Origin of the sequence: Salinivibrio sp. KP-1 (genome assembly GCF_000968645.1) — a bacterium.
In the GTDB taxonomy this organism is placed as follows: Bacteria; Pseudomonadota; Gammaproteobacteria; order Enterobacterales; family Vibrionaceae; genus Salinivibrio; species Salinivibrio siamensis.
The window spans coordinates 796,566-808,140 of sequence record NZ_LAQR01000001.1 but is presented as its reverse complement, the minus strand read 5'-3'; the positions used below and the strand labels follow the sequence as shown (position 1 = coordinate 808,140).

Annotated in this window: 12 protein-coding genes; 9 read left to right on the top strand and 3 right to left on the bottom strand. The window is 49.0% G+C overall.

Going from position 1 to position 11,575, the window contains the following annotated elements:
• Positions 1-123: 123 nt before the first annotated feature.
• Complete coding sequence (locus WN56_RS03615) at positions 124-1,635, bottom strand: DUF3360 family protein (protein WP_046073649.1); 1,512 nt, start codon at positions 1,633-1,635, stop codon at positions 124-126.
• Between the two features lie 553 nt (positions 1,636-2,188).
• Between WN56_RS03615 and WN56_RS03610 the strand changes: the two genes are divergently transcribed.
• The 8 genes from WN56_RS03610 (at position 2,189) to WN56_RS03575 (ending at position 9,477) form a co-directional block, all read left to right on the top strand.
• Positions 2,189-3,292, top strand: coding sequence for a hypothetical protein (locus WN56_RS03610; protein WP_156146654.1), 1,104 nt, complete (start codon positions 2,189-2,191; stop codon positions 3,290-3,292).
• Positions 3,293-3,724: 432 nt separating this feature from the next.
• Positions 3,725-4,495, top strand: coding sequence for an ABC transporter ATP-binding protein (locus tag WN56_RS03605; RefSeq protein WP_046073647.1), 771 nt, complete (start codon positions 3,725-3,727; stop codon positions 4,493-4,495).
• Positions 4,496-4,579: 84 nt separating this feature from the next.
• Positions 4,580-5,356, top strand: coding sequence for an ABC transporter substrate-binding protein (locus WN56_RS03600; protein ID WP_046073646.1), 777 nt, complete (start codon positions 4,580-4,582; stop codon positions 5,354-5,356).
• Between the two features lie 38 nt (positions 5,357-5,394).
• Positions 5,395-6,135 carry an ABC transporter permease gene (locus WN56_RS03595; RefSeq protein WP_046073645.1) on the top strand — a complete coding sequence of 247 codons (741 nt, stop codon included), beginning with the start codon at positions 5,395-5,397 and terminating at the stop codon, positions 6,133-6,135.
• A 6-nt stretch (positions 6,136-6,141) separates the two neighbouring features.
• Positions 6,142-6,819, top strand: a complete 678-nt coding sequence (locus WN56_RS03590; protein WP_046073644.1) for an ABC transporter permease — start codon at positions 6,142-6,144, stop codon at positions 6,817-6,819.
• Positions 6,820-6,940: 121 nt separating this feature from the next.
• Positions 6,941-7,381 carry a MerR family transcriptional regulator gene (locus WN56_RS03585; RefSeq protein ID WP_046073643.1) on the top strand — a complete coding sequence of 147 codons (441 nt, stop codon included), beginning with the start codon at positions 6,941-6,943 and terminating at the stop codon, positions 7,379-7,381.
• An 87-nt stretch (positions 7,382-7,468) separates the two neighbouring features.
• Positions 7,469-8,407 carry an NAD-dependent epimerase/dehydratase family protein gene (locus tag WN56_RS03580; RefSeq protein WP_046073642.1) on the top strand — a complete coding sequence of 313 codons (939 nt, stop codon included), beginning with the start codon at positions 7,469-7,471 and terminating at the stop codon, positions 8,405-8,407.
• The gene (locus tag WN56_RS03575; RefSeq protein ID WP_046073641.1) at positions 8,407-9,477 is read left to right on the top strand and encodes a trans-acting enoyl reductase family protein; all 1,071 of its coding nucleotides are present in this window, start codon (positions 8,407-8,409) and stop codon (positions 9,475-9,477) included. The genes WN56_RS03580 and WN56_RS03575 overlap by 1 nt, the downstream gene beginning before the upstream one ends.
• Before the next feature lie 93 nt (positions 9,478-9,570).
• Here WN56_RS03575 and xthA read toward each other — a convergent pair whose 3' ends face one another.
• Complete coding sequence (xthA, locus tag WN56_RS03570) at positions 9,571-10,380, bottom strand: exodeoxyribonuclease III (RefSeq protein WP_046073640.1); 810 nt, start codon at positions 10,378-10,380, stop codon at positions 9,571-9,573.
• A gap of 118 nt (positions 10,381-10,498) precedes the next feature.
• Positions 10,499-10,699: a hypothetical protein gene (locus WN56_RS03565; RefSeq protein ID WP_046073639.1), complete on the bottom strand. Its 201-nt coding sequence runs from the start codon at positions 10,697-10,699 to the stop codon at positions 10,499-10,501.
• 537 nt (positions 10,700-11,236) lie between these two features.
• On the opposite strand from WN56_RS03565, the gene WN56_RS03560 reads away from it, so the two are divergent.
• The gene (locus WN56_RS03560; RefSeq protein ID WP_046073638.1) at positions 11,237-11,572 is read left to right on the top strand and encodes a metalloregulator ArsR/SmtB family transcription factor; all 336 of its coding nucleotides are present in this window, start codon (positions 11,237-11,239) and stop codon (positions 11,570-11,572) included.
• Positions 11,573-11,575: the final 3 nt, after the last annotated feature.

Genomic DNA, 11,575 nt, shown 5'->3' with positions numbered 1-11,575 from the left:
CCTGTACTCTTTTCAAAAAGATATGTATTGGGACCAGGTTCAGTCATCGTATTTGTCAGTATGGCTGACGCCTGCGACCCATCGATTTATCCGGATACCCCGCCCGAAAGCGGGGCAATGTTATTACAACAAAGATGGAATGCCGGGAATCATTCCGACTGCCAACATGGCAGCAATACAAATGATCACTGTGGCGGTTGGAATCACCAGACGGTCAACGGTAGAAAGCGTTGTAGGACGCTCTTTATCACCGATAAGGCCGTTGTTGTCCAAGAGCATAGTGACTGCCCAACCAAAGACTGGGTTAACAGCCATGGAGGCGAAAATACAAATACCCGCTGCTTGGCTCGACTTGGCGTCTTTCACCATCTGCATGCCTGCTTCAAGCAAGGGCAAGAAAACACCTGACAGTAGCGCGATGGTCATCACGGGTGGCCAAGTGGCGACATCCATTGGGTAGCCAATCAAGGCAACGGCAATACATAACAGACCCAGTACAATGGCACCGCCAGGGATGGGTCGACGCGCAATCGCCGCCGGAATCATGTAGGTTCCCCACGATGAAGTGATGTTACCGCCACCCACAGAGGCACCGACCATTTGACGGATAGAACAACCTGTCATGGTGTCATCCACGTCCATCAATACTTTTTCGGCTTTCTTCGGATAATTTAGTTCCTGGAATATACGGTGACCAAGAAAGTCCGGTGACCACATCGCTACCGCGAGCAATGCAAATGGCAAGGATGCGAGGAAGTGCGACAGGTTAGGAAGTCCTAGCTGCCAGCCTTGCTCGGTTGAGCCCCACCAGTAAACCGGATTGAGGTTAGGCACACCTGGTTGAGTAACGAACTCCAGTGAAGAGCCAGCACCCAGCGCGGTAGCAATCAGTCCGCCGGTGACCGCACACACGGGAATCGCGAGCCAGCGTTTACCGATGCGCGCCAAGAAGGCATAGATCACAATCGATACGGCGAGAATTAAAATGGAGATATAGCCCATATCAATCGCCGCGCCCCATGCGAGCAGACTCTCAATCTGGCCTTTTGCACCACCAAAGCCAAGGAAGATCAGCAAGCCACCGGCGACCCCTTGACTGGTCAAATTAACTAATTTGGAGCCACCTTTGAGGTAACTGAGTATCAGGCCAAAGGCACCAATCAGAATCCCCAATGCCAATGGGTGAGCACCTGCTAACGCGATGGTCCCGACCAGCGGAATCATTGGCCCATGGTTGCCGGCCAAGTTGGCGCGTGGGTTTATAAACCCGCACAACAGGACACAGAACAGAAGCGCTGGGATAAGCATTTCTACCCGCGCCACTTCAACGGCAAACGCTTTACCCAAGGTGATGTGATCCCAAGCGGCGGTTAAACCATCCGCCCAAGACATCATCACAGCAGAGTACATGGCAATAATGCCGATGGTACCCGCGAGCGCTGGGACAAGGTCTTCGATTTCAAAACGGAAGTCACGGCCAGGCAAGTTTAAGCCCCAACGGCGCGGACGCATAATTTGTAGTTCGTGATTCAGGTAGTCAGCGCGGGAGGCAAATGAAGAAGCCGGCTTGTGCTTCTTTTGATATTCGCTCTTTTCTTCGTGACTCACACTGCGGTCTTGAGCATGTGTTGCCATAATTTCCTCGTCGTACAGAAAGCAAACGCTTTCGAAACAGTGGCTTAGCCAGTCTTTATGTGTTGTTAACGCTGGCCTTGTGGCCGTGTTCTGTTTCGTTATCAGCATGCTAACAACAGGGGGGGCGCAGAATGTTGACTTAGATCATTACCGTGTAATTTTTTTACGTGCTACGCCCACTTGCGCCGAGGTTTTTGACCCTGTGTTCCTCTCGTCTCGCCGATAAACCAGCATTTATGTAATTTAATTACCAATCTAAGCGGCGAATATGTGCTACAAAACAGTAAGATAAACTCGCCTGATGTAAAGCGGACGTGGTGGCATCCTGAATCTGTGTCAATAAATAAAGACAGCCACCGCTTGCTCGCTGTAGTGAATAAAAAAGATAGGTTATAGTCGATATATTGTCCTCTAAAAATGGATCCTTATGGTGCGCCGATTGTTCCGCCTGTTTGTTTGTTCTCCCATGCTGATGCCAAAGTGGCGTTGTTTGAGCTTGGGTGTCTTGCTGTTTTGCCCTTTTATGGTTGTCAAGGCCGCGGGGGTGGAAACAGTGAGCGCAGCGATTCAAAACGGCGACTATCAACATGCGCTCACCGAGGCCGATACGTTGCTGACTCCATCGGATCAGCAGGCGCTGGCACCCTCCGAGCGTGCGGAGCTGCAACGTTTGCAGGCTATCGCCCACCTTTACCTTGGTCAGCGTGCCGAAGCCTACCGAGCCTATCGTCTTGCATTGGCATTGAACGCGCTCAGCAAAGAGAGCGAGGCGGATGCGTTAACTGCCGTGATTAGCTTGGCGTTTCGAGTCGAGCAATATGAAGAAGTATTGAACTATGCCCGCCAGCTCCGCGATAAGCACACACTGCAGCCGACCTCTGCTCGCTTCGCGATGCAGGCTGCTTATGCCCTGTCTCGTTTCGACGTGGCGATTGAGTATGCGCGCCAGCTGAAAAAGCTCGGCGCGGAGGATGCATTTATCCTGCAAACCAAAGGGCTCAGTGAAGTGGCGCTATCACGCTTTAAGGCGGCGGCAGCGACATTCGATAAGTTGGTCAATCAACCCGATGTGGCCCCTCGTTGGTTAGAGCAGGCCGCACGCGCTCACGCTAAAGCGGGCTCGCACCAAGCGGCACGCCAGTATTTAGCGCGTGCCAATGCTGACATTGCCCTTTACCGGACTCTCTCCGCCGGGCAAATGGAGCTGGGGGCCTCACAGCAGGCATTGCTATATTGGCAACAGGGATTACAGCAATTGACCCGGCTACCCACGCGTGATGAGCAGTTATTTCTGGTGCAGTGTTTGATTAAAACAGACCAGCGCGTGGCGGCGTTAAACCGGATCAGTGAAGTGAATTTGAGCGAGCCAGACAAGCAAACGCTCAAACTACAGGTGATGTTAGCGTATCAGCTTAATCATTGGCAGGAAGTGATTGATACCGCGCAAGTGGCGCTCTCTTATGGCCTGAAAGATGATCGTATGCTGTGGCAGTGGTTATCCATCAGTGCGATTAAAGCTGGGGACTATGCACTAGCAGACTATGCGCTAGAACAGTGGGAGGCGCGTGATCCTACCGGCCTTGCCGAGCGCTGGCGTGACACCTTAGAGCTACTTAAAGCGAAGCGAGCGAAACGTCGCGACGCGCGGCTGTCATAAGGTGAGAGGCTGCCTACTTTAAAAGCGCCACTGTCTTTTTTAGTAGGCGTTTAACTATGGTGTTCACAGTTTTGTTACGCACCGCTGATCGCATTGAAATGAAATAAATTGCACGTCTATCCCCTCCAACGCTAATTTTTGTCAGCTTTCACGATAAAAATAACCAGCTTTCTTCAAGTTAACTTCTATACTTACCTCGGTTAAAGCCGGTTTAGTACGGCTAATGGCTGACAAAGCAATTGTTGGTTTTTTCAGCAGTAAATTTTACGATTGACTTTTTATGCAGTAATAGTGACTATAATGAATGCACTTTAAAGGTTAACAAAATGTTGCTCATTGCGTTGAGGGGTGATATTTTCAATCCATACTCAGTGCATTTGGTGCGCTTTAACCACAAACACAACAGATTTCACGGATGACAGGAGTTAGCGCATGACGGATGCTGTGGCGCTACAGGTAAAATCACTTAAAAAAAGCTTTGGGCAGCATCAAGTGCTCAAAGGTATTTCCCTCGACGCCCACCGGGGCGACGTGATTTCCATTATCGGCTCTTCCGGTTCTGGCAAGAGCACCTTTCTTCGCTGTATCAATCTGCTGGAAACCCCCACGGGCGGTGAAATTTGGGTCAACGGTGAGTTGATCAAAATGAAAAACAATCGTGCCGGTGAGCCCATCCCCGTCAGTGACAAGCAAGTGCAACGCATTCGTTCGCGGCTGGCGATGGTGTTTCAAGGGTTCAATCTTTGGTCGCATATGACGGTGCTGCAAAATGTTATCGAAGCGCCCGTGCATGTGCTAGGTGTGCCTAAGGCACAAGCGATTGAAGAAGCAGAAGCGTTATTGCACCGCGTAGGGCTTTATGAGCGCCGCGATTACTACCCAGGCCATTTATCTGGTGGTCAGCAACAACGTGCAGCGATTGCGCGCGCACTCGCGGTAGAGCCAGAAGTCTTGCTGTTTGATGAGCCAACCTCCGCGCTGGATCCTGAATTAGTAGGAGAAGTGTTGGGTGTGATGCGCTCACTGGCTGAGGAAGGACGCACCATGCTGGTGGTTACCCATGAAATGAGCTTCGCGCGCGATGTCTCTAACCATGTGATGTTCTTGCACCAAGGGTTAGTAGAAGAGCAAGGCAACCCGAAAGAGTTGTTTGATTCGCCAGAATCAGAGCGTTTGCAGCAGTTTATCTCATCGATTTACTAATCTATTTATTAAAAATATCAATAGCATAACCATGCAATAGGGCAATGCCCTGACAACATCGTAAAAACGACAGGAGACAGGAAGATGAAAAAATGGCTAGTTGCCGCCGCTGTAATGGCCGCGGTTGGGTCAACCTCCGTAGCAGCCAAGGATTGGAAGGTCGTACGTTTCGGTATCGAAGGGGCCTATCCTCCATTTAGCTGGACCACCAACGAAGGCGAGCTGAAAGGCTTTGATGTGGATATGGCCAATGCGCTCTGCGAAGAGATGCAGGCAAAGTGTAAGATTGTGGCCCAGGATTGGGATGGCATTATTCCATCACTTCTGGCACGTAAATACGATGCCATTATCGCCGCGATGTCCATTACCGAAGAGCGGAAGCGAAAAGTTGACTTCACTAACAAATACGCGCTGATCCCTAATAAATTTGTGGCTGAAAAAGGCACGGATCTGACCTTTACCAAAGAGGGGTTAGAGGGCGTTAAAATTGGTGTACAACGTGCGACCACACACGACAAATACCTGACTGATAACTATGGTGACTCGGTGGATATCGTGCGTTACGGCACCTTTGATGAAGCCTACCTGGATCTAAAAGCAGGCCGTATTGAGTCAATCCTTGGCGATGCGTCGGCACTCCAGCAAGGGCTGCTCGACAAAGAGGGGGGTGACGAGTTTGCGTTCATCGGCCCGTCACTGACTGACCCTGAGTGGTTTGGTGAAGGCTTTGGGATTGCGACACGTAAGCAAGACAAAGAACTGACCAAGAAGCTCAACCAAGCGATCGATTCGTTGCGTGAAAAAGGCGTGTATGACGAGATTGCTGCCAAGTACTTTGACTACGACGTTTACGGCGAGTAATAGGCAGGCGGGCAGCATGAAAGTGCTGCCCGATTCATATGATTGATTTGAAAGGTTACGAGTGGTCCCTGCTTGAAGGCGCATGGGTGACCCTTCAGGTTGCGCTGCTCTCGTTAGGTCTTGCCATGCTACTGGGTATGCTGGGCGCACTGGCGAAACTCTCCAAATTTGGCTGGCTGCGTGGGATAGCGACGGTCTATACCACGGTCATACGCGGGATCCCTGATCTGGTGCTGATGATGCTGATTTTTTACGGCGGTCAAATGCTGCTGAACAACAGCTTGTATGGCATCAATGAGTGGCTTAACGAATACATGGCCGGTCAAAACCCCAATCACGACTGGACATCCTATTTACCTGACTATATTGATGTGAGCCCATTTATTGCCGGGATCCTAACCATCGGGTTTATCTTTGGTGCTTACATGGCGGAAACCTTCCGTGGCGCTATCATGGCGGTGGACGCTGGGGAAATGGAAGCCGCACGTGCTTATGGCATGAGCAGCAGTTTGGCATTCCGCCGTATTTTGCTGCCGCAGATGATCCGACATGCGCTGCCAGGCTTTGGTAACAACTGGCTGGTGCTGCTCAAAACCACTGCGCTGGTGTCGATTATTGGTCTTGATGACATGGTGCGAAAAGGCGCGTTGGCGGCCGGCTCAACTCAAATGCCATTTACTTTTTACTTTACCGTTGCACTGATTTTCTTGCTCTTTACCAGTATCTCGACCACGGGACTGCGCTGGATGGAGCGTCGTTTTAGCATTCACACGCGGTAGGTGACCATGGATTTTTCTCTCGTACTCGAAACCTGGCCGATATACTTAGAAGGCCTTTGGACCACCGTATGGCTGGTCGCCTCTGCGTTGGTGATTGGCTTAGTGGTCGCGGTGCCGGTAGCGGTCGCGCGTAATGCGCAATTCCCTTTATGGCGCTACCCAGCGTGGGCGTTTATTTATTTTTTCCGGGGTACACCGCTGTTAATTCAGTTGTATCTGATTTATTACGGCTTGAGCCAAGTGATCAATGTCGAGAACAGCTTGTGGCAGCACGCTTGGTTCTGCGCCTTGGTGGCCTTTGTGCTCAACACCGCCGCTTACACAGCGGAAATCATCCGTGGCGCGATTAATGGCCTCCCTAAAGGGGAAGTCGAGGCGGCGATCGCTTATGGCATGAGCCCCTATAAAGCCTTTTCGCGCATTGTGTTGCCGAGCGCGATGCGTCGTGCGTTACCCGCGTACAGTAACGAAGTGGTGTTTATGCTACACGGCTCAGCGGTGGCAGGGATTATCACCATTGTCGATTTAACCGGTGCCGCGCGGATAGTGAACTCTCGCTACTATGCGCCGTTCGAGTCGTTTTTGACCGCCGGCGTGTTTTATATGGCGCTGACATTTAGCATCCTTTGGATGTTCCGCTTAGCGGAGCGCCGCTTCCTACGCCATTTAAGGCCGCTTAGCTAGAATTTAAGGTGCTATTTTTTAGCACCTTATTAATCCCTCCTTTAGTCCGACATGCAAAATTGGCGAATCTTCAATGCTATAGTTAGCCGAGGTACTGCGATCTATATAGAGCGATAACAGCATGAAAATTGGAGAACTCGCGCGCCGATCAGGATTATCGGCCTCGCGTATACGTTTTTATGAACGCATAGGGCTTCTCAAAACAGTGACTCGTCAGTCAAATGGCTACCGACGTTATCCGCCGGAAGCACTAACTGTATTGTCTATGATCACTGCGGGGCAGCAAGCTGGCTTTAGTCTTGACGAGCTGAGAACGTTACTTCCAAGCAATATTTCTCAGTGGGATCATGCCAGTTTGGTAGCCACGCTAAAAAACAAAATATCCGAGCTGGCAGAACTTGAGAGAAAAATAGTCGCGAATAAAGCTCAGCTGGAGACGGTGTTAAATGATATTGCGGCCAAGCCGTATGACATGGACTGTGCTGAAAACGCACAGCGAGTGATGTCTCGGGTAGGATTAGTTTTATCATCGTCCAACCCTGAGCAAGATTCAGGAAAATAATCGACTAATTTGAGTTTGACCTTAAACCTTACTTCAACCTTAGAGTAGGAATTCTACTGAATGTGGAGTGTTGAATGAGGTCAATATATGCAAACAATAATGGGTGCTAACGGTCAGATAGGGCGTGAACTGGCAATTGCCTTGAAGCGAGATTATACCCAGTCGATTCGCTTAGTTAGTCGCCATCCCCAAAAAATTCACGATACAGATGAAGTCTTTCCTGCTGACTTACTTGATTCAGAACAGACGAAAGCAGCTGTTGCTGGCTCGAGTATTGTGTATTTGACCGCAGGTTTGCCAATGAGCCCGACGCTTTGGGCTTCTTCGTGGCCGGTGATAATGCGAAATGTTATTCAAGCCTGTATCACTCATAAAGCTAGCTTGGTCTTTTTCGATAATACCTATATGTACCCGCAAACTGCATCGCCGCTTGTCGAATCTACACCTTTTCGGCCAATTGGCGTGATGGGACGCGTGAGAGCGGAAATAGCCTCAATGCTATTGGCTGCGATGCAACAAGAACAAATAAATGCAGTCATTTGTCGAGCGCCGGAGTTTTATGGACCAGGAAAGACACAGAGCATTACGAACTCAGCCGTCATTGATAACTTGCTTAAAGGAAAACGAGCAACCGTATTATTGCGTGATGATGTGAAACGAAGTCTTATTTATACGCCAGATGCTAGCCGAGCGATGGCGTTGATTGGCAATACACCTGATGCGTATGGACAAACATGGCACTTGCCTTGTGATGATCACCGACTAACTTATTCTGAGTTTATTGCCTTAGCGGCGGATGTATTTGGCACATCTCCTCACTATCGAGTGGTGACATCGTTTCAACTACGTTTAGCGAGTTGGTTTGATAAGCGCTACAGATATATGAGAGAGCTATTGCCTCGTTACCAGACAGATAATGTGTTTGTTTCAGATAAGTTTAAGGCACGCTTTCCTGATTTTAGGGTGACAGAGTGGCGCCTCGGCTTAGCCAATATAATGAGTGAACGTCAAAAGGAGAGGGCATAATGGCTGGGACAGGAAAGACAAAGCGCTGGATGATCTATGGCGTCTATGGTTATACCGGACAGTTGATTGCGGAAGAGGCAGTGAGAAGAGGGTTTACCCCCATCCTAGCCGGCCGAGATCCTCAAAAAACAATAGAAGTGGCGAATGCACTAGGACTTGAATGCAGGACGTTTAGCCTAACTGATAAAGCGGAAGTTAAAAAGAACATTGCAGATATCGATATATTACTTAATTGTGCCGGACCGTTCTCAACGACGGCTGAGGTCATGATGGATATATGCTCACAGCTTGGTACGCATTATCTCGATATCACTGGAGAGATTGCAGTATTTGAACTGGCCCAAAGCTTTAGTCAACAAGCAAGACAAACAGGGGCTGTGATTTGCCCAGGCGTCGGCTTTGATGTTATTCCAACGGACTGTGTTGCCGCAATATTGAAGTTCGCTTTGCCAGATGCTACCCAGCTTTCTCTGGGCTTTGATTCGCGTTCAGGCTTTTCTCCGGGGACGGCGAAGACCTCAATAGAGGGGCTTGCGGACGGAGGAAAAATTAGAAGAAATGGTATTATTCGCACTGTGCCATTGGCCTACGATGTAAAAAAAATTGACTTTGGCAATGGCGAAAAGTTAGCAATGACTATTCCTTGGGGGGATATATCAACGGCTTATCACTCTACGGGGATACAGAATATAGATGTATATATTCCAAGCTCTGAGAAGATGGTTCGTCAGGCTCGGCGCGCTAACCTGATTCGTCCTTTACTTAAGCTGAGTATCATACAGTCTTTGGCTAAATTTTGGATATCCAAAAAGGTAAAGGGGCCTAGCCATAAAGAGAGGGAGCGTTATCCTACTTATGTGTGGGGTGAAGCGACTAACGCTAATGGTGACACGGCTACCGCTCGAATTAAAACGGCAAATGGCTACCATTTGACAATGATAGGGGCGATTGAGGTTGTCTCTTTTCTGCTAGAAAATGGTTGTGTTGGTGGTACTTATACGCCTTCTCAGCTGATGGGGGCCGATTTTATAGAGCGTTTATCGGGAGATGAATCCATCATTTTATCCTAATTGCTAAACCGAATACCGCAGCCTTCTTATGCTGCGGTATTTATCGTTGAATGACAGATTAATCGTTTGATCGTGTCGCCAACGACAGATCAATCATGCTGATTTAAAGGTCGCCCAAATCGGCGCGTGATCTGACGGTTTTTCAATCGCTCGGAGCTCGTAGTCAATGCCAGCATCGATGCATTGATTCGCCAGATCTGGAGTGGCCAGAATCACGTCAATACGCAGGCCGCGGTTATCGTCAAAGCCGCGTGAGCGGTAGTCAAACCACGAGAACTGATCGTTCACGCTAGGATGCAGGGCTCGGAAGGTGTCAACAAACCCCCAGTCCATTAGAGTGCCCAGCCACTCACGCTCTTCGGGTAAGAAAGAGCACTTACCGGTGCGTAGCCAGCGTTTGGCGTTTTGCTCACCAATGCCGATGTCATCGTCTTTCGGGCTGATATTAATGTCGCCCATCACCACCAACTGCTCACTCGGATCACGGTCAGCTAAATAGGTCATTAAGTCTTGATAAAACTTACGCTTGGCGGGGAATTTGGTTTCATGGCTGCGGTTTTCCCCTTGCGGGAAGTAACCGTTAAGCACAGTGATTGGCTTGCCGTTTTCGTCTTCAAAGGTCGCCATGATCATCCGGCGTTGAGCGTCCTCATCATCAGTAGGAAAGCCTTTTTGCACGCTGATAGGGGACTTTTTACATAGCATTGCCACGCCATAATGGGCTTTTTGGCCATGAAAGTGCACTTCGTAACCCATCGCTTCGACATCCGCGAGCGGGAAGGCGTCGTCATGAACTTTGGTTTCTTGTAACCCGATCACGTCAGGTTGATGCTTTTCAATCAAGGCTTGCAATTGATGCAAACGAGCACGAATACCATTGATATTGAATGAAATGATTTTCACGTGTGAGGCTGCCTTTGTTGTCTTGTTAATAGCAAGACACTTTACCAGCTTAGTTCAATGAACGGAAAGGCGGCCTCTATCTCTGTAGGTTATGGAAACGCGCGATATTGTCTAAGCGTTAGTGCGCAAGAGAGAATTCACCTAAGCATTCGCCTTGGCTAAAAATGGCGCCAAGCTCGGTGCTAGGATCAAACTGTAGCGTCGGTTGGGATAGTGTCGGTAGGCGATGGAGCAAGTGCTTGAGGATAATATCCCCATTAAATTGATGAATCGCGACCTGCCAGTTGGCAAGATTAGGGAGTGAAAAGTTAACTATCAATGGCGTTCCTTACTGTTTTGGTTGTGTTGTTAGCGGTTTTAGTTTGTGTTTGTGCACGGCGTAAATGATACCAGTGACGCAGTCTGCCGTTAGTAGCGGCCATATTTTATCTCCATGAGTTAAATGATTATTGCTCTGCCCCCTCAGTCGTTATCCATCAAAGCCGTATGAATGCGTCGGCCTCTTTGGATTGAGCGATCACCATCCATACAGTGATACTTACCAATGAGTGATAGCAAAAGGGGTGTTAACGGGTTATCAATCTAGGAAAAAAGCGAAAGTGGATTACTGCAGAGAGTCTATGCGGGAAATAGCGTGGTCTGTCTCGACTTTGACTTGATGTCTTTTGATGCTCCGTATCTAGAGCTTTGATCACACTACAGCATTTCTTACGGATGTAAAGGGCTTTTTAGACCGCAACGAGATAGCGATAGTGCTGTGTTTGTCATTCTAGCCACTATTCTACTTGCTGTTTGATTTGACATATGGTTTTTCATATATATGATTTATCGTATATATTGAAAAGAGAAAATGCAGATGTGTCAAACGCTTAGTTTTTACAAGGCTTTATCCGAGCCCACTCGGCTGACCTCTCTATTGTTGCTCTCACAGCATGGTGAGTTATGTGTATGTGATCTGATGGAGGCGTTAGCCCTAAGCCAACCAAAGATTTCTCGGCATTTGGCGGAGCTACGTAAGCACCAATTGGTTGTCGGAGAGCGTCGAGGAAAGTGGGTCTATTATCAGCTTCATCCTGCATTACCCGACTGGATGGTCGGTATTTTGCACACTACCGCTATCAACAATCCTTCACTTCTCTCGCCTTTCACTCCAGTGATGCAGGGAAAAACGGTGTGTGAGGATCATCAATAGTTA

Excerpts from the sequence above, each read along its gene's own strand:
- WN56_RS03600 (WP_046073646.1), top strand. The coding sequence starts at position 4,580 with ATGAAAAAATGGCTAGTTGCCGCCGCTGTAATGGCCGCGGTTGGGTCA.
- WN56_RS03560 (WP_046073638.1), top strand. The coding sequence starts at position 11,237 with ATGTGTCAAACGCTTAGTTTTTACAAGGCTTTATCCGAGCCCACTCGG.
- WN56_RS03580 (WP_046073642.1), top strand. The coding sequence starts at position 7,469 with ATGCAAACAATAATGGGTGCTAACGGTCAGATAGGGCGTGAACTGGCA.
- WN56_RS03590 (WP_046073644.1), top strand. The coding sequence starts at position 6,142 with ATGGATTTTTCTCTCGTACTCGAAACCTGGCCGATATACTTAGAAGGC.
- WN56_RS03595 (WP_046073645.1), top strand. The coding sequence starts at position 5,395 with ATGATTGATTTGAAAGGTTACGAGTGGTCCCTGCTTGAAGGCGCATGG.
- WN56_RS03615 (WP_046073649.1), bottom strand. The coding sequence starts at position 1,635 with ATGGCAACACATGCTCAAGACCGCAGTGTGAGTCACGAAGAAAAGAGC.
- WN56_RS03605 (WP_046073647.1), top strand. The coding sequence starts at position 3,725 with ATGACGGATGCTGTGGCGCTACAGGTAAAATCACTTAAAAAAAGCTTT.
- WN56_RS03575 (WP_046073641.1), top strand. The coding sequence starts at position 8,407 with ATGGCTGGGACAGGAAAGACAAAGCGCTGGATGATCTATGGCGTCTAT.
- WN56_RS03585 (WP_046073643.1), top strand. The coding sequence starts at position 6,941 with ATGAAAATTGGAGAACTCGCGCGCCGATCAGGATTATCGGCCTCGCGT.